This is a genomic window from Wolbachia endosymbiont (group A) of Sympetrum striolatum (genome assembly GCF_947250715.1).
GTDB lineage: Bacteria > Pseudomonadota > Alphaproteobacteria > Rickettsiales > Anaplasmataceae > Wolbachia.
Genome location: NZ_OX366342.1, coordinates 369,128 through 391,608, shown reverse-complemented (window position 1 = coordinate 391,608; position 22,481 = coordinate 369,128). Strand labels below are relative to the sequence as shown.

The following is a 22,481-nucleotide window of genomic DNA, read 5'->3' as shown; positions in this document are numbered from 1 at the left end:
CACAATGCTACACTCGTGCATAATTTATTTTTAATTTGTGCACGAGCGTTAGTAAATTATTTACTTTTTGAAATAAAATTTGGCATCACTTTAATATCCAGACTTAGTAAACCTCAGTTGGGCTTCCAGTTGGACCCATAAGAATTACTTGTTCACCTTCTTTAAAACATTTACATAAATTAGTGGAACCGCCAGTTTCAAGCACAATAGTGGAAATAATTCCTTTTTTTTTGTCTACTTCAGTGCCGGTTACGGCTATACCTTCCATAGCAAGGTTTGTATTATTGGCTTTTCTGCTATTGGTTTCAAAATTTTGCAACCTAAAGAATTGTCCAGGTTTAAAATTCTTTGCCGCAAGTGGTGCTTTGATCACTATTTCCACAACTTTGTCTGTTAAATATTGAACTTTTATAACCTTTGCAGTGAATTGCTCTTTGATTTTATTGAAAAATTCTTTGCTAGCCAGATCTTCAACGCTTGACCACGCATTTTTTTTCTGGATCTCAGTGTCAGCTACTTGGATGACATCTTTTTTGGTGAAAGTTACTCTTACATTACAACATTCATACAATTGTGCATATGACTCCGAGATTCTAGCTGGAGTGACAGAAACGAAGCTATTAACTCTATTCAAAAGCTGGGAAATAATAGGGTAGCCGTTCTTAGCACTTGCCATAGCTTTCACGACGCTGCCGCTATACGAAGGATGAAGATCACCAAAAAAGCTAATTGTTTTATTGCCTTGCTTATATACTAATATTCTGTCTTTATTCTGCATCTTAGGAGAAAATATTGGATCTATTTCTTTTCCTGATGAATTCAAATGAGTAAAATACCCATTGCTTAATTTAAAATGCTTTTTATCTTCTGTTGCAATAACTGTATTTGGCTCAGTACCTGCTGCTATAAAAATAGAACGTGCTTTCATGCATTTGATTTCGCCGGATTTTGTGTCTATTAGTTTTATTGATTCAGCATGATTATATTTATCTGTCACAACTTCAACTGGCTCTAAGTTTTCAATAAAGTAAATCCCTTCTGACAGTGCATTTTGCACCTCTTCGCTATTTAATCGATAACTTGGCGAATCTTTTAGCTCTTTTCTATATACAACTTTCACTCCCCCCAAACTCTGCATTAACTCTAATATTTTTATTTCTCTACTCTCTTTTTTTGCTAACTTTTGCTTTTCTCGGATCAATTGTGCGTGCGATATAAACTCATTCGCAATTTCGCGCTCTTCCTCTGTCCAATCTTTTTCAACATAGTCTTTTCCATATTTACCAACCAATACCTCGTAACGAAGAAGAAATTTTTCTACTTGAATTGGATAATACGCTAAAGCTTCAGTAGCAGTGTCAATTGCAGTAAGCCCAGCCCCTATTACAACTATCGGCATACGAACTTGCAGATTTGCTATAGAATCAAATTTAAGAGCGCCAGTCAGTTGTAACGACATAAGAAAGTCAGATGCCATACGCACTCCACGAGCTAGCATATTCTTTATTTTTATCATTCGAGGCTTACCTGAGCCAAGCGCCAAGGCGATGTGATCAAAACCTAGATTGAAGCTATCTTTCACGGTAATTGTGCCACCAAAACGAATGCCGCCATAAATTGCAAAATTTTCACGTCTTTCTAGTAATAACCTGATAATTTTTAAGTAATTTTTATCCCACCTAGAAGTAATGCCATATTCTGCCACTCCACCAAACCCACCTGCCGTGCGTTCACTCAATTTTTCGTGTTCAAAATCTTTAATTAGCTGGAAATTATCGATTAAAGGTTCAATCTTTAGTCCATCAATGGCGATAACGTTATGCCCATCATTCAACAAATGATGAGCTAAATTAAAACCAGCAGGACCAAGGCCTACAACTAGAACGTTTTTTCCGGTGTTTTCTCTTGGCAATGAACGCTGAAAATTTAAAGGATTCCAACGGCTGAGCAGAGAATATATTTCAAATCCGTACGGTAAACTAAGCACATCATCCAAAATCCTTGTTTCAATCATTGGCACATTCACGGGTTCTTGTTTCTGATATATGCACGAGTTCATGCAGTCATTGCATATTCTGTGCCCAGTAGCCGCACATAATGGGTTATCTATCATCACAATTGCAAGGCTTGCTATGCTGTAACCTTCGCTTTTCACCAGATTCATTTCTGATATTTTCTGTTCTAGTGGACAGCCATGCAGCTCAACTTTTAGTGGGGACTGTTTAAAAGTATTGTCGTTATTAATTAGCCCCTTTGAGCAGCTGTCCTTATTTTGCTTATGACAGAATATGCAGTAGTGAGCGTTATCTAATGCTTTGTTCAAACTCACCTTTTTGCTTGTTAGATCAAAACCATATCGTCTTTTTACTTCATTTGAATACAGCACTTCAACTTTGTCTACTTCTTTTTTAGAAAATGGTATGAGATTTTCATGGTCAATTTTCCTATGGATACTAAAGAGTATACTCCGTTTATTTTTTACTCTCCACACTGCATATTGTGCCGCAAGTTCTATTTCTTCTTTGTGATTTTCTTTATCTTCAAACCAATGCATCACCTGCTCGGCAAAATTTTTTTCTGTTGTTGGCAAAGTGAGAAAATGACTTAGTTTGTTAGTAATATCTATATTCGCCACATTAATGTATTTCTTCAATGCGTAGCGTTGGACAAATAACCTTTTGCATTTATATATCACAGCAAAGTCATTGTGTTTTTTCTTTAGCTCTTCTATTTCTTTTTCAATGTTGAAAAGTTTTGCAATAAACTCGTCAAATAAATATGAGAGGTCTATTATTAACTGGCTACCACCAATCTGATTTTTCCTTGCTTCAATTAATGAACAAAACAAGCTTTCATCACATGATTTAATATAATTCAAAAATGTCTCATCCAATTTTATTAATCCACTGCGAGTATATAAATTTGAAAATGAGATATTAAGCTGCATTATACAGTATGCACACTGTCTTTTGTATATTACGTATTTTGTAGCATAGCTAAAATCGTTGCTTCTGCAACCTTTTCTTCACCAACACACGCAATACACTCAAATTTACATGCACTTAAACGTGCGTTTTTAACATTAGCTTGCAGAATCAGTGTGTCCCCTGGAGTGACTGGCTTTCTGAATTTTGCATTTTCAATAGACATAAAGTAAATAGCTTTGTTTTCTATTGTACCTTGACTTTCTTTACCAAGAACACATATAGCAGATGCTTGAGCTAGCGATTCAATTATCAAGACTCCTGGCATTATTGGATGACCAGGGAAATGACCAATAAAAAATGGCTCATTAAAAGTCACATTTTTGATTGCTTTTATACTTTTACCAGGATCACACTCTATAACCCTATCTACTAAGAGAAACGGATAAGAATGTGGTAGTATTTTTATAATATCACTGATATTAAATTGCATAAGCCTACTCAATGCCTTTTAAAGCAAATTCAGGTATTTCCTTGTTTATATTGTTTAATACCATATCCGATAAATCAACTTCATCCATAGAGTATAAAACTTGTTTCTTTTTTGAAATAAATAGTACTAAATCTATGTTGTTTTTTTCTGCCGTTTTTTTAGCAACTTCTTTTATCTTGTTAAAAACACTCTCTACTGCATCTCTATAACTTTCTTCTAAATACAACATTTTTTCAGCGTAAGCATCTCTAGCATTTACAGTATGCTTATTAAACTGTTCTGTCTTTTCCTTTTTTGCTTCTTCTGACAAAAGTTCAAATTCTTCTTTTGATGGCTTAAGTTTTTCTAACTCACTTTCAAATTCTTGTTGTAATCTAGAATTCTGCTCCTTTATTTGTTGTTGTATGTTTCGCAGAGCAAGAGATTCATTGATAACTTTATCACTATCAATAATGGCAGCCTTTGTGTTCTGAGGTTGATATCCTGCAAACTTATACCCCACAAATAAGGAAATAATTAAGGCAATAACTGATATAAATAACTGTATATATTTCATTCAAATCCCCGCTTCAATAGAAAATTTAACATTTGGTGATGGTATTATATCATAAGATTCCTTTACTAAAGGAAACCCAAAATCTAATCTAAGTCTACCAAAAGGAGAAGGCATTGAAAAGCCAAAACCTGGTGACACTCTTATAAGCTTACTATCATTATATGGATCTTTATATTTCTCATTTTTATCATCTAAGCCAAAAAGTGTTGCATAGTCAACAAATAATGAGCCTTTGATACCAGCATAGTCATATAGTTTTGGTAGTGGAAAATCTACTTGCTGTGTTAAATTAAAATAAGTTTTGCCTCCCAATGAGCTTTTATTTTTGTCTTCTGCTCTTGGTCCAATGCCGGAAAGGTCAAACCCTCTAATCTCATTACCCCCTTTAAAAAAGTGCTGGCCAATGTTTAGATCTTCATCGGTATAAGAAAAAATATGACCTGCTGCCATCTTAAAGCGTAGTATTATGCTATCGTCAATTTTACTTAATATAGGATGCGTGTAAAAAGACAAGAACTCAGATTTTAGGAAGTTTACATTCCCTCCCAATCCTGAAATATCCTGACTTAAGCGCAGTAAATACCCTTCTTTTGGAGTATAGAGGTTATCCAGTTTATTATACGCTAATGTGTATCCTACTGATGAAATCTGATGTTCACCTTCTTGCCCCTTTATTATATCAGAGATGTCATTGTCTTTTCCATCCTTATTATCCATATGTATACGGTTATACTTGTAAGAGTAGCGAATGGAATTAGTTAAGTTTTCTATAACTTTGTATGATAATTTTGTTGAAAATCCCATGTCACAACTGTCGAAGCTAGTGTGTGGTTTATCTTGTTTTTCATAAAATACGCCCACACCTAGTGATGTATCAGAATCGTTAAAATTATTTTCAACAACCTCTACATTAGTAGAAAGTGAATATTGATTTTTCTCAAGAGCAAAAGAGAGCTCTTTACCACTACCAAATAAATTACGATCTGTGAAATCAGTTTTTACAAATGCTCCACCAGTAAAGGACATACCTCCTGCTAAAGATAATGAAGCAGTTCTTTTTTCTTTAACATTTAAGTCAAGATTTACTGCATTGTCATTAACTGCGTAACTATTTACTTTCACTGTTTCAAAAAAATCACTACTAATTAGTTTTTTACGTGATTTTTGAATCTCAGATATATTGTATGCATCACCTTCTGCTACACTTAGCTTACTTCTGATCACTTTATCTAAAGTGCGATCGTTACCATCAATTGTAATTTGATTTATATAAATCTTTTTACCCGGCAGCACTCTGTAGGTCACATCTACAACATTGTCACGTTGTGCATACTCTGGATTAACTTTTGCAAATATATATCCTTTCTCATTTAAATACTTGTTTATTTTTTCTACTGTATTATTAATTTTAACTCTATTAAATATCTTATCGTTTTCCTCTGTTATAAAGTCCAATATTTCTTCTTTTAGGCTTAAATCCTGAATTTCAGTTTCAATATTAACCTCATTATTTCCAAACAAATATTGCTGTCCTTCGTCAATCAAAAAAGTCAATTCTATCTGATTGTTATTATCAATCTCAACAATCGGTTGAATATTATTTTGAATATATCCCTTAGACGAATAAAAACGATCGAGCAATTCTGTGTTAATCAATAAATATTGTGGTGAATAACGAGTTCCGCCCTTAAACATGGCTCTAAATAACTTACTAAATATGTCATTACTATGCACTTTAATAGCTTGCTCTAGCTCGTTTTCAGAAAAGTTTTTGTTACCTATAAATCTTATATCCTTAATTTTAGAGGTTTTACCTTCTTTTATTTTAAAAATTAGATTGACCCTATTACTATCAAGCTTATTCAGCTCATATGCAACGTTAACACCAACCTTACCGTTATTTCTATAAGTAGTGATTAAATTCATTAAATCGTTTTGCAATTTTGTTTCAGTGAAAATAGTTAGCGATTTTGATTGAATTACATTATTTAGCAGCTCTTTGCTGTTAAATAATTTATTACCCTTTAATACTATCTTGTTAATTAGTGGATTTTCTTGAATTTTTACTACTAAATTTTTTTTATCATCGATGTAAGCGTTAACACTAGCAAACAACTTTGTTTTATATAAACCTTTTATAATCGAATCTATATCATCGTCGTCTACATAGCTACCAGGTTCTAACTTTATATAAAACCCTATTGTTTGATTGCTTACTCGCTCATTGCCAATGCATTTGATATCTTTTATCTGTACTTTTTCCTTATTTTCTAAAGCAACAAGTAGAGCGGGAAAGGAGATAAAAATTACTATTAGTATGTAAAATAGCTTTTTCATATTTATTTTAAAAAAGACTCCTAATATCATTCGAAATTGCAATTGCCATCAGCAAGAACAAAATGAAAGCACCAAAGGTAGCCTCATATTTTTGATATTTCAAACTTAAATCTCTACGTATAACTGCTTCTATAATATAACGAAATAAATGCCCACCATCCAGTAGCGGAATTGGTAGCAAGTTAATCGCAGCTAAATTAGCTGAAATAATTGCCATGAGATACACAACCATAATAAATCCTTTTTTGGCTGATTGCCCTGAATATTTTGCAATTTTTATTGGCCCACCTATTTCACTTGCACTTCTCTTACCAACGATAATTTGAAAGATAGCTTTGATCGTTAAGCACATAGTGTGGTAAGTTTCACTTACTGATAAGCTCACAGCCCCAAGAAAAGATGACTGCTTTAATGTATTGACTGAAATAATCCCTATAGTTTCTCTTTCTATTATGTTGCCAAAAACATCTCTACTCTCAATTGTCAATGGAGTCAGGCTAGTTCTACGCTCCTCATTATTTCTGCTATATTTAATTTCCATTCTCGTCTTGGGGTGCGACATTATCACACGTGAAATATCTTCAAAGTATTTTATTTTATGTTCATTGATTTGTGTAATAGTGTCACCTGGTAATAGGCCAGCTTGTTTGGCTGCACTTCCTTCAATTACATCCCTAATCACCGGTGGAGTGCGGTAATAACCTGCCGTGCTAAAAAATATTGTAAAAGCTATAACAGCAAGTATCATATTTGCAAAAGGTCCTGCAAAAACCACTGCTGCTTTTTTATACCGCGGTTTTGTATGAAATGAATACAACTTTTCTTCTTCAGTTAATTCTTTTTGATCAGCTGGGACACTCGCTGCATTAGTATCCCCTAACATTTTAACATAACCACCCAATGGAACAGCGCTTAGTTTCCATCTAGTTCCAGACTTATCGTTAAAACCAAAAATTTCAGGACCAAAACCTATAGAAAAAGATTCAACTTTAACTTTGCATGCTTTGGCAACAACATAATGCCCATATTCATGCACAAACACTATAACAGAAATGATTAAGGCAAATGACAAAAAACAATATATTCCATCGCTAAATTGATGAATAAGATTAGAAATTAATTCCACCTGTATATTTAGATCTTAAACAAATGTTAAGTATATTAAAACGCGCCTCGCTTGACAAGTATTTAGTTTAACTTTTAAATTAAAAAAAAGTTTAATTGTAATGACAGATACCTCACTACTCAGAAGAAAATTGATGTATAGAAGCTGGCATAGGGGTTGCAAAGAAACCGATATACTTTTAGGGCATTTCGCATTGAAATATCTTGATAAATTTTCCTTGAGCGAACTAATCGAATACGAAAAAATAGTTGATCTTGATGATTACGAATTATATTGTTACATAACTCGTAAGACAAACCTCCCTCCTGGCTTAAATAGTCAGATAGTCAATTTAATTGCTTGCTTTATTGAAGCTAATCCTTTATGCACTCAAGATTAGTGATAATCTTATTTACCTTATCTAGTACCTCAATATATTCTATTCTTTTCTCGTTTCTATAATTTTCGCGCTCTTGATTTGCTTCATCCAACCGCTTTGTTAATTCTAAAATTTTATCCTCAAGAATTAGCGCTGCAAGTAAGAAATTTAATGCATCCGAACCCTTACCTCCAGTTTTTTGAGATACAGAACCAACTAGCTTGTCAAAACTATTAGCAAGACGTAATAAATGGCTCTTTTTCCCACTTTCGCAAGATATTTTGTATGTGTTATTACGTATAACTATTTCTACTACTTGCATATGGTGCTAAAAATTTCTATCGTACAGTATAAACTCAAACCCCTACTTTCATCTTATTTATGGTATAAATTTTTATTCATTTATCAAATCAGATAATTTTTTACTGCTACGAAAATATGTTTTAAAGTATTGATTCTTTGTAAACTTCTGTAACATTAAATGGCTTGTTTCTTTCAAGTTATAACTTCTAACTGAAAAAGAACCAAACCCCCTAATTTCAACTCTATTATGATGCTTCAATGTGCTTGAAAGTATCCCAAAAAATCTATCAACTATAGCTGCTATAACAATCTTATCTAAAAAAGGATGTCTTTTTGCTACCCTCGCTATTATATCAGACTTTGTTGCCATTTATATGAAGCCAAAATAAGTAAACCTTATCACTTAGCAGATAATACTATGTTATATTCTTCAACACCCAATACTTCAACTTCTATTTTTTCTGATATAGAGAACTTTTTATTTTCCGGTAAATGCTCTTGATCTATTAGAAGGGTTACATCGTTCTCAACTTCAACGACCAGTCCATTATCTTCTCTCTTACCTACAATAACCTGTATTTTATCGCCTACCTTAACTTTCTTTATCAGTTCTTCAAGAGGATCATACTCTATTTGTTTTATTCCAAGATAAATTCTTGCCCGATTCACGTTAGCCCTTATTACTTTTGCTTCTATTTTATCACCTACATTATACTTCTTTATCTCATCTGAGCTATTTTTAGACCAACTTAAATCTTTCACATATATTGTCCCTTCTACGTTCTCATCTATTTCAGAATCATTGAAAGCAACAGATACATATGAGCCGGTATTATTCTTCACTTCACCAGAAACAATAGAACCAGGAGGATATTTCTTGATAAATACTTGCCAAGGGTTGTCTACACACCTTTTCATGCTTAAACTCATCCTACTCTTAGCAATGTCAATACTGAGAATTTTTACATATACTTCTTGTCCCCTTGTTACAAGACTACTAACTGGTAAATTACTCTTAACCCAAGTTATTTCTGACGAGTGCACTAAACCTTCAATTCCAGGTCTAAGCTCAACAAACAATCCATAATCTTCTATGCTTGTTACATAACCCTTATGCACACTATCAACTGGATATTTTGACTCTGCATCTTGCCAAGGGCTATCTTCTAGCTGCTTCACACCCAAGGAAATTTTAGCATTTTCCTTATCTATTTTTATAATTTTAACTTTTATAGTCTGGCCACAAGCAAAAACTGCAGATGGATGACTCACTCTACTCCAAGAGATATCTGTAATATGTAGCAATCCATCTATAACTCCCACTACATCTGATTCATGAATACCGACAAATACACCGTAATGAGTGATGCTTTTTATTTTTCCTTCTATTATATCGCCTTCATTTAAAGATTCTAAAAATTTAATTTTTTCACCAGCGTGCAATTTTTCTAACACCAGCTTTCTTGATACTACAATATTACCTTGCTTCTTATCCATTTTAAGCACGATGAACTTTTGTTCAGTTTCAATAAGGTGCTTCGCGTCTTTTACTTGCTTCAAATCCACATGACTCAGCGGTAAAAAAGCGCTTATTCCGTCACCAAGATCAACAATAAAACCACATTTAATTGAGCGTTTAATAACTCCGCTTACTTCAGCTCTTGTAACTGTATCTTCTTCCAACTTATTCCATTTCTCGTCTCTAATTGCTTTTTCACGGCTAAGAACAACATTACCATGATAATCTTCAATTCTTTCCACATAAACTCTAATTTTCGAGCCAATAATGATCTCATCATTACAACCGAGTTCCTTGATCAGAATTCTCCCGTCAGACTTTAAACCAATATCAACCACAACGTCATTAGGGTTTATTCTTGTAATTACACCTTCTACCACATCTCCTTCTTTAATTTTGTTAACAAAAGAATCTTCAAACAAGGCATTATCTTGATCCTCAAATTGGCCTTGACATATCTCTTCTATAAACTTGTTTGATGATAGCTTTCTGATAGTAACCGGTAGATTTACAACTGGATCATTATTATTCATGCAATGTGACCTTTAATTTAAACTTTATTAGAACTCATATATTATATAATATTAATAATTATTGACAAGTAATTTTTCGTTAATTCATTTCGAGAATTGTTTAAGCTATATAAAATATAGTGAGAAAATTATATATGTATCAAGAATATGCTATTTAAGAATAGCAAGTGGATTAGATCGTTCTCCAGAAGGTCCAGGTTAAAACCGGATGTTGATGAAATATTGGAAAAATATTCTATTCAAAACAGCAAGGAATCTATAGAGAAGATTGTAAATTCACGAAAAAGAATATGGGTAGAAATAGGCTTTGGCAACGGTGAAAATATGCTTTACCAGGTGCTCAATGAACCTGATCTATTATTTATAGGATGTGAGCCCTACTTAAAGGGGGTTTCTCGCTTGCTAACAAACATAGAAATACAAAACATAAAAAACATTTTAATATGGACAGAAGATGCAAGAGAATTGATTGCAAATTTTCCTGACAACAGTGTTGAAAGATTCTTTATTCTCTTTCCAGATCCATGGCCAAAAAGAAGTCACAATAAAAGACGATTAATTAATACGGAATTTTTAAATTTATTAGCAAAAAAAATACTTATAACAGGGGAAATATTCATTGCAACCGATCATCAGGACTATACAGAGTGGATAGCATCACATATAAAGCAGTGTAACTCTTTAATCTATAGGGAAGACGATTTCACAAGTTATACTCTTACAAAATACCACAAAAGAGCGCTCAAAGATCAGCTTAAAGTAAGGTTCTTTAAAGTAAGTGTTATTAATAATTTGCAGACTATGGATCAATAGAGTTTTTGCATATCTCTTTTACGTTAACTATAGATTAAAAATAATAAAAAAAGAGGGAGAAATAGAGTAAATTCCTTTAACTACTTCTCCTTATGAAGGAATAGACTTCTTGCATAACCCAAACTAATACCAATTCTCATTGTTGACCAGTCAAATAGGAGACATTGGTATGACTACTTGGATCCAGCCTTTCCATCCAAGACGGCAGTGCCCTGACTACTTGAATCCAGAAAAAAGAATGGTGTCATGAAAGTAGCTGACACTGGCTTCCATCCAAGAGGGTGTCATCCAAGTAGCCCTTTGTTGTCATCCGAGTAGCCCCTTTCTCGTCATGCCGCCGCGAACCGTCATACCGTCACGGTATCTCTTAGCCGCTAACAAGCAGCGGGATGACGAGTTACTATACCGCCGTGGTATCTCTTAGCCGCTAATAAGCAGCGGGATGACGAGCTTATCGTTATGCCGCCGCGAACCGTCATACCGTCACGGTATCTCTTAGCATAGATCCCGCTAACACGTAGCGGTATGACGGTTGTCGTTTAACTATAAATATTAAGAAATTTACCAAACAAAAAAAAGGCAAAAGAAGCCCTAGTCATTGTCTACTTTCAGTATTGGCGTTTTTTAAGTCTTAAACACTGCAATTTAGCTGCTTTTAAATGCAACTCACCTTTGTTTAAATGTTTAAGAAATTTACTAAGCAGAAAAAAAGGCAAAAGAAACCCCGTGTTAGCTAGTTGTCACTCTCTAATCCTGCAAATTGGCGTACTATACTGTCTTAAACGACTTATAAGCGCGTTTCAGCTTATATAGGTAAAAACCCAGAAATGTTGTGAAGACATAAGGTGCACATAGTGCAAAAAATTAAAAATAAGACGCCAACTACGTTGTTTTCTTGCTGTTTAATCTGCACAGATGAAGATAACTGAATACCTTCACTATCATAATAAGGGGGCTGGCGAAGGGTGTCAAGTAAGTTTTTTCGTTTCTATTCCCAATAAAAGTTCGTTATATGGTTATGCAAGAAGTCTAATAGCAGATTTTTAAGTTTCTCTTTAACTCTTTAACCAGCGGGCTCCCATGAGGAGAGGAGAGTAAAGATCTTTTTTCATAGATATCTTAACACTTTTTTCTTCTTTTGTAGTTGGCGGACGAGTAAGAAAGTGAACCTTTGGTGCACCACTAATTATTGCCATTGGTGTTTGCTCTGCCCCTTCTCCCATAACTAAAACAGCAGATGTTGCCAGTGCATCAAGAAGATTGACTTGTGTTACTTGCAGTGATTGATTATAAAGATCTGGCTTGCCTATATAGGAATAAAGTGGTTCAAATCCACACCAACCAAGAGCAACGCCCGTAATCCCACGACGCATAGGTGTTACATTACTATCTGTAATCAAAATACCAAGATGTTTTATGCAGTGTTTTGTCTTGAGATAATTCCATATTGACAGAGCTGTTTTCTGAACATCTTTTGGATATAGAATATATACCTCATTACCATTTGATTCATCAATACCAGCAGATGGAATTAAGATATTATCTTTAATCGTTAAACAGATACTGTGAGCCACATCAACAACTGCATCAGCTTCCCTTTTGATTAGCTCTTCTTTAGAACAAGCAGTTTTGCAAACCACTTGTTTTTGACAAATGGAAATGATTTTTGATGTGATAGCAAGAACAACTTCCTCTTTTAACAAATTTGAAACATAGCGATCAAGAACTGCTTCTAATAACTCGCCGCATTCAATACGATGGGTGTAAATTGCTTCAACATGCATATTAACGTGTTAGCCTGCATATAGTATAATCTTTTGTTTGAGCAAGAGCGGTTTTATACCATCCATCAAGAAGTGTTAAGTTGAAATATACATCACCTTTATAAAGTCTGTGAATTTCTGTTATGATAAACTCTGAGATTAGATCATACTCCAAAAAAAGGTGCGCTATTTGTGCTCCACCAATCATAAAGACTTTAGAACTACTTTGGATTGACAAAAACTCTTGCATAGAAGAAATAATAGTGCACTTTATACCTCTATTAAAACAAGAACTTAACTTGTTACGAGAAAAAACAACAGGGATACGATCCTTCAATATGTTTTGGGGTACTATTTCAAATGTTTTTCTTCCCATAACAATAACTTGTTTGTCAGTCACCTGACGAAAATGATCTAACTCACTTGGATAATGCCAGGGCAATCCATTATTTATTCCAATTACCCCCTTGGGATCAACAGCCATAATTCCGATAACTATCATCCCTGTAAAGCAGCTTGAGCTGCAAAAAATCGCATGTGATCACGCACATTATGCACTCGAAGGAAATCAACCTTGTTGTGCAATGCAGATGATAAAGCAATTGTTTCTAAATCTCGGTTAAAGACAGGTTCTGTAGAAAAAGAAGAAATAAATGACTTTCTAGAATGGCCAACCAGAACTTTGCAGCCAAAATTTTGTAACGTTTCTATACTGCGTAAAATCTGGATATTCTGGTACATAGATTTGCCAAAACCAATACCAGGATCAATAATGATCGAGCTTTGATCAAAACCTAGAGCTAGTAATCTATTAATGTTCCTTTCTGCCCAATTATTTATGTTATCAATTGGATCAATGTCACTTGGGATAATGTTGTCTCTATGTGGTGGTATGGAAAGTGAGTGCATAATAACGATGCCACATCCACTGCTAGCAATTGCTTTTAAGGTATTATCATCTAGATCTCCCTTCTGATCGTTTACCCAGGCAATGTTGTAGTGCTCCAAAACGTTCAAAATAACATCTGGCCAGAAACTATCAATGCTGACTTTAATATCGCCAGCTTTCATATAATCGCTAAGATTATCAAGTACTGGCTTTAGACGTGCATACTCTTCCTCTGGGATCTGCATTAAAGATCCAGGTCTTGTTGATTGAGCACCAAGTTCAACTATGCTTGCACCATCTGATAACAGCCGCAGTGCCTGCTTGGTTGCTTGATCTGAATCATAATAAAGACCACCATCTGAAAATGAATCAGGAGTAATATTGACAATACCTACAAGCTCTGGTGAAAGCGTAAAACTCCTTAAAAAGAAATCCTTAATGTTAGGGTTAACAGGTACCAAACGTTTTGTTAACTACTGCCATGGGGCTCAGCATTGCCATCAAGTAAAGCAAAAATGGTCTGTTTATCAATTCTGGGTGAGGAATTCTAAGGTAGGGTGTATCGAGCGTTAGATCATCCCATAACAAAATATCCAAATCAATAACGCGAGGTGCCCACTTTTCATAGACCTGCGAACGGCCAATATCACACTCAATTTGTTTTAGACCTTTTAATAGCTCTTCGGGAGAAGAAGAACAACTTCCATAGACAATCATGTTGAGAAATGGCTTATCCCACTCAGGTGGAGCACCGTTTGGTAAAATGGCCTTAGTTTCTAGAATGATCAAAGACTTTAAATCTTTAAAATAGCGTTCCTTTAGTAACTGAGCAGCCCTTTGTAAATGGGAAAAGCGATTTCCTATATTTGAGCCAATAGAAATATAGATCATTAGTTATCTTCCTGTTCTTGTAATGTATTACAATAAGTAAAGAGAACACCTCCATGCACACCGGGAACGGGTGGTGCAACTTTGTGAGTAGTCACTCTTATGGAAGAAATAATATGTTTTTTTTGCACCAAAAGATTATTAATGGCTCTGTATATATCATGGGTTAAGTGCTCGATTAAATTGAATTGCTTGCTTTGAACGAGAGATTGAATACTCTGAACTACCTCCAAGTAGCATATAGTATCCTCAAGCCGGTCAGTTGTAAGTCCTAAAGGGGGGGATTTAAAGGTAAAATCAATATTAACACTAACTAATTGAGAATGAAACTTCTCTTCTGCACTACATCCTAAATGAACCCAAAGCCGCAGGTCAGATATAAGAAGATTACATTGCATTTTAATATCACTGAGTTTAATCTACTTACAATTAATGACACACACTAGCGTTCATCATCCCGTCAAGAAAACCCCACAAGAGTTTTGCTCCTTTTTTAGCGCCTTGCATGGCTTTCTCTTGCTCTTCTTCGCTTAAGTCTGCAATAAGATTTGCACATTCCTCAGAATGCCATTCATCAGCATGCATATGAACCGTAAAAAATTGAAGAGAACGCTCATCACTTATTGAATAGTGTTTTTTTAAACCTTCAATTTTAGACTTAGAAACCTCTGGAGTTTGACGTTCATAAGCATAAAGTGCACCCAAACCGGAAGCAAAGTCTGATCGTACAATATCAAAGTAACCATCAACTAACTCCTGTGTCTCTTTAATCTGTGCATCCTTATGGAGATCAGACCGTGTTACACCAAGCCCTTCAGCAAAACGTTTCCATAACTCTGGGTGATTTTCATCACCTTGTTCTTCTTCTATCAAATTACCAAGCAAAACCTGTCGCATTTTTAGATCTGGGCACAAAAAATGTATACCACTGATATAACGAGGAAACGCAGCAACGTGGTGATAATATTCTTTAGCATAGGTTTGTAAAGCTTGCAAGCTTAAGCTTCCTGTATTCCATGATTGGTAGAATGGATGATTTAGTAAGTGCAACTCATCTAACTTATTATTCAAAGATTTAGTAAATTCCATTATTTCCTCTATTATATCAACATATAATTCATATACTATAGTTTTCTCATTGTTACGATCATGCTAAGATCAACACAATGGTGGGATTGGTAGGACTCGAACCTACGACCAATTCGTTATGAGCGAACTGCTCTAACCGACTGAGCTACAATCCCTTTTATCAATATTTATAATACACACAAAAGCAAATTTGTCTATTAGCTTATTTCACTATCAACCCAACTTAGCAAATCATTTGTTGCACCAATTTTGCGTGCAATTTCCTTACCATCTTGAAATATGATTAAAGTGGGTATAGATTGCACTCCATACTTACTTGGCACTTCAGTCCCTTCATCTATGTCGAACTTGCAGATCTTAATCTTGCCTTTTCTGTCTTTAGCCAACTGTTCAATACGCGGCATTAGACTTTTACATGGCCCACACCATTCTGCCCAAAAGTCTATCAGAACAAACCCTTTATAGTCAGTGACTTCAGATTTGAAATTTTGATCATTTACTGATATAATGTCATCACTCATAAAATACCTAAACTTAGAACGATTGCTTGTAAAATATAGCGCATCAATCAACAGTTAATCAACTAAATTCTTCTGAAAAATTGCCCTAAAGTGTCTTGCACAAACAAAAAACTTCTCACAAATGGTTATATCTGATGATTAAAGATATCCACGTTTTCCCAACCCATTAAGTCTAACTCAATGCGAGTAGGAAGAAATTCAAAGCACTTTTGGGCCAATTCTTTTCTATTTTCACGTTCCAACATTAAATCTAGCTTTTCCTTTATCTTATGGAGATACAAAACATCAGATGCAGCATAATTTTTTTGTTTGTCTGTCAAATTTTCATTTCCCCAATCAGAAGATTGCTGCTGCTTATTTAATTTGGTATCAAGTAGTTCTAAGCACAATTCTTTTAAGCTATGATTATCTGTGTAAGTGCGAACTAAACGTGAAGCTATTTTTGTGCAATAGCACGGAAGTGCCCAAATTTCCAGGTAATAACGTATTATGCTTACATCAAATCGCGCGAAGTGAAATATTTTAGTTATATTTTTATCCTCTAATATTTTTCTCAAATTTGGCGCTGTGTAATCGTTCTTGAGTTGAACTAAGTGAACGTTGCCATCATTAAAAGAGAGCTGCACAAGGCATAATCTATCTCTGCTATGAAGTAGCCCCATTGCCTCGGTATCAACAGCTATAGAACTTATATCATCTGGTATTGAACTAGCTGGCAAGTCGTCTTTATATAAAAATATTCCCATAAAATTAATACATTTTTTGGCACAATTGAAAACCTATGATAATCAAAAATGAGCCTTAAGTATACGAAAAGATCATAGAAGGAACCACGCAAATTTATGGGCTCTCACATTTTTCGTGTACACGGGGTTTACAAATCGCTGTATATGCCTATAATTAAGTAAATTTAGGTTAATTTAATTGCGGGAGTAGCTCAGTTGGTAGAGCGCAACCTTGCCAAGGTTGAGGTCGAGGGTTCGAACCCCTTCTCCCGCTCTTTACTTTCAAAATCATTTCGTCAAAAATCCCTTGACATATTTCGCCAGCGCCCTTATTATGACAATAAGGGTATTTATGACTTAAAACTTGTTTTTGACCTGCAGGCTCAATGACAAAATTCAGTAAAAAACTTAGGGTATTTATTGGCGGATTACATAAAATTATAGCGGCTGCATGTCTTTTTTATTTTTTCTACATTCAGCCAAATCGCGCTTATTTTAAGCGTTAGCACATTATTACAGCGCCACTTACAGTAATATAGAGTCAAAACTCGCTACTCGGGGCTTCTTTTGCCTTTTTTTTCATTTGGTAAATTTCTTAATGTTTATAGCTCAAAGAGAGGTGTCATTCCAGCACTTGATGCTGGAATCCAGGAATTTTATCAAGTATAAAAGTTATGTTAAAATGCACCATTTATGGAAAACTAGATCCCAGTGTCTGGGCACTGGGATGACGAGAAAGGAGAACTGGAATGACATCATAGGGGCCGCTGGGATGACACCCTTTCCTAGATGGAGATAAATTACAATGTTTGTACAGTTATGGGATTGCGCAGTGGATGCAGTTTAACATAAAAAGCTTTGCTTTTTGAAATTTTGGGTTATACTTAGCTTAAGATATTCCAGTAGGAGGTTTATTGTGAATAGAAAGGAAGCTTTAAAAATATTAGGCTTTAGTCCAAGTGATAATCCAAGTGAATACGAAATTAGAAAAGCATATAGAAAATTAGCTCTTGAATATCATCCTGATAAACATTCAAGTGCAAGTGAGGATGTGCAAAAATACAACGAGGAGAAATTTAAAGAATTAGGTGCTGCATATGACCTTCTCACTGGAAAAGATACGGAAGAAGTTACAAAACTGACTGATGAAAATTTAGATGAAATTAATTCTCCTGAAGATTTAAAGTTTTATCTATATGAGGCTATCTCAGAGGGAAATACAGCATTTCTGAAAAAACTTTTTTCCAAGTTCAAGAGCAGTAAAGATGGAAAATTTGGTGATTATATTAATGATAATATATATGCCTATCCAGCACTGATACTTGCTATAAAAGAAGGAGGGAACATTGAAATTATAAAGCTATTCTTGGAAAATGGTGCTAATTGTGACACGCAGGACAAACAAGGTTGTACTGCGTTACACAAGGCCTGTAATAAATGTTATAATGAAATCATAGAATTACTCCTGGAGCGTGGTGCTGACCCTAATAAAAGAGATCAAGAAGGTAAATCACCACTTCATTATGCTATTTATAGTTGTTGTGGCATTGCTCGTCATAAAGCTGTGGAATTACTTTTGGGTAAAGGCGCTCATCTTAATATGCAAGATAATCAAGGTAAGGCACCACTGCACTATTTGTGCAGTGGACATTTTTTCGGCGGTAGCGTTGAAATTGCGAAATTACTTCTAAAAAAAGGGGCTGATCCAGGTTTGAAGGATAAAGATGGCAAAAAACCAGTGGACTGTGTTGCTGGTGCTAGCAGTGATGCTGGAGAAATGTTTGGTGCTATTAATTATGAGAAAGCATTCTGGATTGGGTGTGCTACGCTATTAACTACAGCAGGTAGTATTGCCTTGATTTCTGGGGTTGCAGACGCGTACATAGGTAAAGTTTGGTGTCTACTCTTGCAGTAGGTATGGCTGCTGTTGCATTATGTAGTGCGTGCTGTGCAATAAAAATTATGTTCTTTTCAAGACCCTCAACTGAGTTTACTGAAGCTAGGGCAGAGTTTCTTAATAGTCAATCACCAAATCCAGCAGGTGCAGCTTAATAATTATAGCTAAAGTAATCTAGGTTTACCGTCATTCCGCTACTTGTTAGCGGAATCTATGCTGGGATACCGCGAATGAATCGCGGTATGACGGTTAAGTAATTCGTCATCCCGCTACGTGTTAGCGGCTAAGAGATACCACGGCGGTATGACGTAGAATTGCTGTCATCCCGCTGCTTGTTAGCGGATGAGATACCGTGACAGTATGACGGTTCGCGGCGGTATGACGTAGGATTGCTGTCATTCCGCTACGTGTTAGCGGGATCTAGAGATACCGTGACGGTATGACGTAGGGGTTGCCGAGAACTTGTCATTCCAGTGCTTGACACTGGCATCCAGTTTTCTTTATAATTTCCTTTGTGAAAGAACAAAAGTGCTTATTTGTAACCATAGCTGGCTTACCAAATGCTGGGAAGTCTACATTAATTAACAGCATCATAGGCAAGAAAATTGCAATTGTTACACCCAAAGTGCAAACAACAAGGACGCAAATAAGGGGTATTGCAACATGCAACAACACACAAATTGTCTTTACTGACTCCCCAGGAATTTTCTCAGCAGAAACAAAACTTGAAAAAGCTTTAGTCAAATCTGCATGGTCAGCAATCAAGGGTGATGACATCACTTTGTTACTTGTTGATGTAAGCAATTATTTGAAAAATATAGAAAGAATTAAGACTATATTTACGCGGCTGCAGCGCACAAAAGGCAGATGCATTTTGGTTATCAATAAAACTGATTTGGTAAAAAGGCCAGAACTCAAGATGGCGCATGAGCATCTGAATTTGCTTTATAAATTTGAAAAAGTTTTTACGATATCAGCATTAAAGAATGATGGACTTTCTGATTTGATGAATTACTTGTCTGAAGTTGCACCGGTGAGCCCTTGGTTTTATGAAGAAGATCAAATAACCGATTCCTCGACAAATTTTTTATCAGCAGAAATTACGAGAGAAAAATTATTCTTGAACTTGCGTGAAGAATTGCCATACTCTACAGCTGTTATAACTGAACAATTTGAGGAAAAAAAAGATAAGAGTTTAGTCATCAAACAGATCATATTCGTGTTGAAAGATAGTCATAAAAAAATAGTGCTAGGGAAAGATGGCAGTAATATTAAAAAAATTAATATCGAAGCACGTGCTGAACTAGAAAAATTATTTGAGTGCAAGGTTCACCTCTTTTTGTTCGTAAAAGTGCGACCTTGGATCGACCGTCCTGAGGAGTATATAGGCAATGCTTAATTCTTTGTTAGTATTTGATATTGAAACTATACCAGATGTAAATTCCTGCAAAAATTTACTCAATATTAGTGATGATAGTAGTGTAGAAGAGAAAAGGGATGCATTAACAAAATACCACCTGGAAATAACAAACGGGCAAAACTCTTTTCTGCGTCAGCCCTTCCACCAAATTGTAGTTATCAGTTTTTTACTTTGCAATATAAGCCACCAGAGCGGTTATGAGGTGTTCACACTGCAAGAAATAAGATCTGGAGGCACACTAAATTCCAGTGAAAAGGAGCTAGTGAAAGGATTTTTTAACTACATATCAGAGAAAAAGCCAAGATTAGTTTCGTTCAACGGACGCACTTTTGATATACCAGTACTGAAGTATCGTGCTATGGTCCATGGCATTCAAGCAGAATACTTTCATAAAGCTGGTGATAAGTGGAATAGTTACAATCAGAGATATAGTAGTGATTGGCATTGTGACTTACTTGAAACCCTCTCTGATTTTGGAGCCTCTGCAAGAGTAAAAATGAACGAAGTTTGTGCAGCATTTAACCTTCCTGGCAAGATTGGAGTTGATGGGTCACAAGTTATAGGCTTATATGATAGCGGCAAGATACAAGAGATTCGAGATTATTGTGAAACAGATGTGATTAACACTTATTTGATTTACTTGAGGTTCATGCATCATCAGGGAAGGATTACTACTGAAAGCTACAACAAAAGCGTGGAAGAGCTGCTTTTAGAGTGCGAAAAAAAAGAACATCTAAAAAAATTTAAAGAGGAATGGTTGTGGTGGAAATTTTTATATTGAATTTAAATGAATAGATGTTATGGAGCAATCTAATAATTGCTCCATAGTAATAGTTATAAACTCCTTGCAGTAGACAAGTAATTCTCATATGCTATCTTGCTTTGCACAACTTCTGCTTGTTCAATCTGAGAAGAATTTTTATTTTTTACTTCTTCGAAAAAATTTGACCCACCAAAAATATAATTTACTGCATTGGCAGCGTAATATTGAGCATTACCTAAAACTGCAGAGTTAATTCGATTTAATATCCTAACAGGATAGTAAAAGAGAGATACGTTATTATTTGATCGAAAATCACTTTCATCCATCCTATAAACGGCCTCATGATAACCATCTATTCCATGCAAATAACTTACTAGACTAGAATATCTTTCTGGTGTCGATACTCTTAATTGTGCACCTACGTGAGCATAACCAAACGAACCAGGGGACAATGCTGGCACTTGATCTCGCTGATGGTGAGTGACCCTTATGGTTTTTTCCTGAAGAGCGTCATTATAAATTTCACTGGCAGTCAGGTCAAAAACCCTTGGATCAGCAAAAGTTGCAACATGAACATCTTCAGCGCCTTCTGTTTTGTTGAGGCATAAAGCAGCTATCTTAGCAATAGCTCCTCCCATACTGTGACCTGTGAGATTGATTTTACAATCTTTGATTTCTGATCCTTGTTTTTCAGCATGAGATTTCAAAATGCCATAAAGATTAGGCCATGAATCTGTAAATGAATTATAAAAACCACGATGAATTCTTCCACCGTCAGGTAAAAGTTCTGAAGTAGTAAAAGATGCATTTAGATCAGTGATTGCATCATTTAAGCCACGAGTACCGTGGTAAGCTATTGTTATTTCTTCACCTTTTATGAAAACATACCCAGCATCTTCTTCGAAACTATTACCAAATGGAATGATTTTATAACCTTCGCTAAAAAGTTCAGCTCTAGTTTTATACATTTTTTTAAATTCAAAAATAATATCCTCAGAAGGATTAGTTTCTTTGTGCATTCTCCCATCTGCTTCAATAGCTATAAAATCTTCCTCACTTACATTTTTACAAGTTAATATATGATGTTTTTTTTCATCTAACTTATCGTCACTATCACCATAGCTTATTTTACAGAAATTACTCATTTCCAATAATTTCTCTTTATCAAACCCTGCAATTTCTGCGATACTTTCATCTATCTGGTAAGCAGAAGGTAAAGAATGTGGTTCATTTGGGTCAGCAGGATTTATAAATTCATAATCTTCAATGATCTCAAACTCATCATCCACCTTATATTTGCCGTTATCTGCTAAGATGGAGCTTGATTGTTCAACATCACCTAATTGTGAATCTATACTACTTGCACTAGTACCTGTGGTGCTAAACCAATTGCGTAAAAAACTAAAATCCATAACTACCTCAATCTACTATCAGCTAAACAATTTATTTAACTATAATGTAGATTGATATTATTGTCAATAGTATTTTCTATAATCTTTCTATTGCTAGAATAAAAAAATTTTACTTCCATAGAATAAATAGTAGAGTTATAATGCACTAGCAA

Annotated in this window: 21 protein-coding genes, 2 tRNA genes and 2 pseudogenes; 8 read left to right on the top strand and 17 right to left on the bottom strand. The window is 35.0% G+C overall.

The genetic code is table 11. The annotated features are described in order from the left end of the window. Window positions 1-103: 103 nt before the first annotated feature. The 5 genes from OOK87_RS01955 to rseP are packed head-to-tail and all read right to left on the bottom strand — an operon-like array spanning window position 104 to window position 7,436. The gene (locus OOK87_RS01955; RefSeq protein WP_264687907.1) at window positions 104-2,947 is read right to left on the bottom strand and encodes an FAD-dependent oxidoreductase; all 2,844 of its coding nucleotides are present in this window, start codon (window positions 2,945-2,947) and stop codon (window positions 104-106) included. 29 nt (window positions 2,948-2,976) lie between these two features. After that, complete coding sequence (gene fabZ / locus OOK87_RS01950; RefSeq protein WP_253309601.1) at window positions 2,977-3,417, bottom strand: 3-hydroxyacyl-ACP dehydratase FabZ; 441 nt, start codon at window positions 3,415-3,417, stop codon at window positions 2,977-2,979. A gap of 4 nt (window positions 3,418-3,421) precedes the next feature. Next, window positions 3,422-3,973 carry an OmpH/Skp family outer membrane protein gene (locus OOK87_RS01945; protein ID WP_253309600.1) on the bottom strand — a complete coding sequence of 184 codons (552 nt, stop codon included), beginning with the start codon at window positions 3,971-3,973 and terminating at the stop codon, window positions 3,422-3,424. After that, entirely contained in the window at window positions 3,974-6,310 is a 2,337-nt protein-coding gene (gene bamA / locus OOK87_RS01940; protein WP_264687906.1) for an outer membrane protein assembly factor BamA, read from the bottom strand. A 7-nt stretch (window positions 6,311-6,317) separates the two neighbouring features. Further along, entirely contained in the window at window positions 6,318-7,436 is a 1,119-nt protein-coding gene (rseP, locus tag OOK87_RS01935; protein WP_253309598.1) for an RIP metalloprotease RseP, read from the bottom strand. A 100-nt stretch (window positions 7,437-7,536) separates the two neighbouring features. On the opposite strand from rseP, the gene OOK87_RS01930 reads away from it, so the two are divergent. Then, window positions 7,537-7,815, top strand: a complete 279-nt coding sequence (locus OOK87_RS01930) for an FAD assembly factor SdhE (RefSeq protein WP_182158663.1) — start codon at window positions 7,537-7,539, stop codon at window positions 7,813-7,815. Here the strand turns inward: OOK87_RS01930 and OOK87_RS01925 are convergent. From OOK87_RS01925 to OOK87_RS01915, 3 genes are all read right to left on the bottom strand, one after another. Continuing rightward, a complete protein-coding gene (locus OOK87_RS01925) occupies window positions 7,790-8,116 on the bottom strand; it encodes a cell division protein ZapA (RefSeq protein WP_264687905.1) in 327 nt (108 codons plus the stop codon). The two genes, OOK87_RS01930 and OOK87_RS01925, sit on opposite strands and share 26 nt — an antisense overlap. 72 nt (window positions 8,117-8,188) lie before the next feature. Next, window positions 8,189-8,467 carry an HU family DNA-binding protein gene (locus OOK87_RS01920; RefSeq protein WP_010963035.1) on the bottom strand — a complete coding sequence of 93 codons (279 nt, stop codon included), beginning with the start codon at window positions 8,465-8,467 and terminating at the stop codon, window positions 8,189-8,191. A 29-nt stretch (window positions 8,468-8,496) separates the two neighbouring features. Further along, window positions 8,497-10,149 (bottom strand): 30S ribosomal protein S1, encoded by a 1,653-nt coding sequence (locus tag OOK87_RS01915; RefSeq protein WP_264687904.1) that lies wholly within the window; start codon window positions 10,147-10,149, stop codon window positions 8,497-8,499. A gap of 147 nt (window positions 10,150-10,296) precedes the next feature. On the opposite strand from OOK87_RS01915, the gene trmB reads away from it, so the two are divergent. Then, window positions 10,297-10,962 (top strand): tRNA (guanosine(46)-N7)-methyltransferase TrmB, encoded by a 666-nt coding sequence (trmB, locus tag OOK87_RS01910; RefSeq protein WP_264687903.1) that lies wholly within the window; start codon window positions 10,297-10,299, stop codon window positions 10,960-10,962. Between the two features lie 1,055 nt (window positions 10,963-12,017). Here the strand turns inward: trmB and OOK87_RS01905 are convergent. From OOK87_RS01905 to OOK87_RS01865, 8 genes and pseudogenes are all read right to left on the bottom strand, one after another. Then, window positions 12,018-12,746, bottom strand: a complete 729-nt coding sequence (locus OOK87_RS01905; RefSeq protein ID WP_253309580.1) for a putative folate metabolism gamma-glutamate ligase — start codon at window positions 12,744-12,746, stop codon at window positions 12,018-12,020. A 1-nt stretch (window position 12,747) separates the two neighbouring features. Continuing rightward, window positions 12,748-13,227, bottom strand: a complete 480-nt coding sequence (locus OOK87_RS01900; protein WP_264687902.1) for a dihydrofolate reductase — start codon at window positions 13,225-13,227, stop codon at window positions 12,748-12,750. After that, window positions 13,224-14,505 (bottom strand): annotated as a pseudogene (gene folP / locus OOK87_RS01895) (dihydropteroate synthase). Before folP ends, OOK87_RS01900 begins: the two are co-directional and overlap by 4 nt. After that, window positions 14,505-14,900: a dihydroneopterin aldolase gene (locus OOK87_RS01885; RefSeq protein WP_253309583.1), complete on the bottom strand. Its 396-nt coding sequence runs from the start codon at window positions 14,898-14,900 to the stop codon at window positions 14,505-14,507. The pseudogene folP and the gene OOK87_RS01885 overlap by 1 nt, the downstream one beginning before the upstream one ends. A 31-nt stretch (window positions 14,901-14,931) precedes the next feature. Next, window positions 14,932-15,591, bottom strand: coding sequence for a CADD family putative folate metabolism protein (locus OOK87_RS01880; protein ID WP_253309584.1), 660 nt, complete (start codon window positions 15,589-15,591; stop codon window positions 14,932-14,934). Between the two features lie 78 nt (window positions 15,592-15,669). Next, window positions 15,670-15,746: transfer RNA gene (locus OOK87_RS01875), tRNA-Ile, on the bottom strand. Window positions 15,747-15,788: 42 nt separating this feature from the next. Beyond that, window positions 15,789-16,112: a thioredoxin gene (gene trxA / locus OOK87_RS01870; protein ID WP_253309585.1), complete on the bottom strand. Its 324-nt coding sequence runs from the start codon at window positions 16,110-16,112 to the stop codon at window positions 15,789-15,791. 125 nt (window positions 16,113-16,237) lie between these two features. Continuing rightward, window positions 16,238-16,858, bottom strand: coding sequence for a ribonuclease D (locus OOK87_RS01865; RefSeq protein ID WP_264687899.1), 621 nt, complete (start codon window positions 16,856-16,858; stop codon window positions 16,238-16,240). 180 nt (window positions 16,859-17,038) lie between these two features. Between OOK87_RS01865 and OOK87_RS01860 the strand changes: the two genes are divergently transcribed. The 6 genes and pseudogenes from OOK87_RS01860 to OOK87_RS01835 all read left to right on the top strand — a co-directional run bounded on the left by OOK87_RS01860 (window position 17,039) and on the right by OOK87_RS01835 (window position 20,945). After that, window positions 17,039-17,111 (top strand) — tRNA-Gly (locus OOK87_RS01860). 324 nt (window positions 17,112-17,435) lie between these two features. Continuing rightward, a complete protein-coding gene (locus OOK87_RS01855) occupies window positions 17,436-17,636 on the top strand; it encodes a hypothetical protein (protein ID WP_264687898.1) in 201 nt (66 codons plus the stop codon). 117 nt (window positions 17,637-17,753) lie between these two features. Continuing rightward, the gene (locus tag OOK87_RS01850; RefSeq protein WP_264687897.1) at window positions 17,754-18,752 is read left to right on the top strand and encodes an ankyrin repeat domain-containing protein; all 999 of its coding nucleotides are present in this window, start codon (window positions 17,754-17,756) and stop codon (window positions 18,750-18,752) included. Then, on the top strand, window positions 18,731-18,889 hold the full coding sequence (locus tag OOK87_RS01845) for a hypothetical protein (protein WP_264687896.1): 159 nt from the start codon (window positions 18,731-18,733) through the stop codon (window positions 18,887-18,889). The genes OOK87_RS01850 and OOK87_RS01845 overlap by 22 nt, the downstream gene beginning before the upstream one ends. 359 nt (window positions 18,890-19,248) lie before the next feature. Further along, window positions 19,249-20,133: a GTPase Era gene (gene era, locus OOK87_RS01840; RefSeq protein ID WP_253309588.1), complete on the top strand. Its 885-nt coding sequence runs from the start codon at window positions 19,249-19,251 to the stop codon at window positions 20,131-20,133. Further along, window positions 20,126-20,945: pseudogene (locus OOK87_RS01835) on the top strand (3'-5' exonuclease). The gene era and the pseudogene OOK87_RS01835 overlap by 8 nt, the downstream one beginning before the upstream one ends. Before the next feature lie 43 nt (window positions 20,946-20,988). Here OOK87_RS01835 and OOK87_RS01830 read toward each other — a convergent pair. Beyond that, the gene (locus OOK87_RS01830; RefSeq protein WP_264687895.1) at window positions 20,989-22,329 is read right to left on the bottom strand and encodes a lipase family protein; all 1,341 of its coding nucleotides are present in this window, start codon (window positions 22,327-22,329) and stop codon (window positions 20,989-20,991) included. Window positions 22,330-22,481 lie beyond the last annotated feature (152 nt).

Coding starts and splice junctions, on each gene's coding strand:
- trmB (WP_264687903.1), top strand. CDS start 10,297: ATGCTATTTAAGAATAGCAAGTGGATTAGATCGTTCTCCAGAAGGTCC.
- OOK87_RS01855 (WP_264687898.1), top strand. CDS start 17,436: ATGTTTATAGCTCAAAGAGAGGTGTCATTCCAGCACTTGATGCTGGAA.
- OOK87_RS01920 (WP_010963035.1), bottom strand. CDS start 8,467: ATGGCAACAAAGTCTGATATAATAGCGAGGGTAGCAAAAAGACATCCT.
- OOK87_RS01900 (WP_264687902.1), bottom strand. CDS start 13,227: ATGATAGTTATCGGAATTATGGCTGTTGATCCCAAGGGGGTAATTGGA.
- OOK87_RS01945 (WP_253309600.1), bottom strand. CDS start 3,973: ATGAAATATATACAGTTATTTATATCAGTTATTGCCTTAATTATTTCC.
- OOK87_RS01930 (WP_182158663.1), top strand. CDS start 7,537: ATGACAGATACCTCACTACTCAGAAGAAAATTGATGTATAGAAGCTGG.
- OOK87_RS01955 (WP_264687907.1), bottom strand. CDS start 2,947: ATGCAGCTTAATATCTCATTTTCAAATTTATATACTCGCAGTGGATTA.
- OOK87_RS01885 (WP_253309583.1), bottom strand. CDS start 14,900: ATGCAATGTAATCTTCTTATATCTGACCTGCGGCTTTGGGTTCATTTA.
- OOK87_RS01880 (WP_253309584.1), bottom strand. CDS start 15,591: ATGGAATTTACTAAATCTTTGAATAATAAGTTAGATGAGTTGCACTTA.
- OOK87_RS01830 (WP_264687895.1), bottom strand. CDS start 22,329: ATGGATTTTAGTTTTTTACGCAATTGGTTTAGCACCACAGGTACTAGT.
- OOK87_RS01915 (WP_264687904.1), bottom strand. CDS start 10,149: ATGAATAATAATGATCCAGTTGTAAATCTACCGGTTACTATCAGAAAG.
- OOK87_RS01865 (WP_264687899.1), bottom strand. CDS start 16,858: ATGGGAATATTTTTATATAAAGACGACTTGCCAGCTAGTTCAATACCA.
- trxA (WP_253309585.1), bottom strand. CDS start 16,112: ATGAGTGATGACATTATATCAGTAAATGATCAAAATTTCAAATCTGAA.
- fabZ (WP_253309601.1), bottom strand. CDS start 3,417: ATGCAATTTAATATCAGTGATATTATAAAAATACTACCACATTCTTAT.
- OOK87_RS01925 (WP_264687905.1), bottom strand. CDS start 8,116: ATGCAAGTAGTAGAAATAGTTATACGTAATAACACATACAAAATATCT.
- bamA (WP_264687906.1), bottom strand. CDS start 6,310: ATGAAAAAGCTATTTTACATACTAATAGTAATTTTTATCTCCTTTCCC.
- OOK87_RS01905 (WP_253309580.1), bottom strand. CDS start 12,746: ATGCATGTTGAAGCAATTTACACCCATCGTATTGAATGCGGCGAGTTA.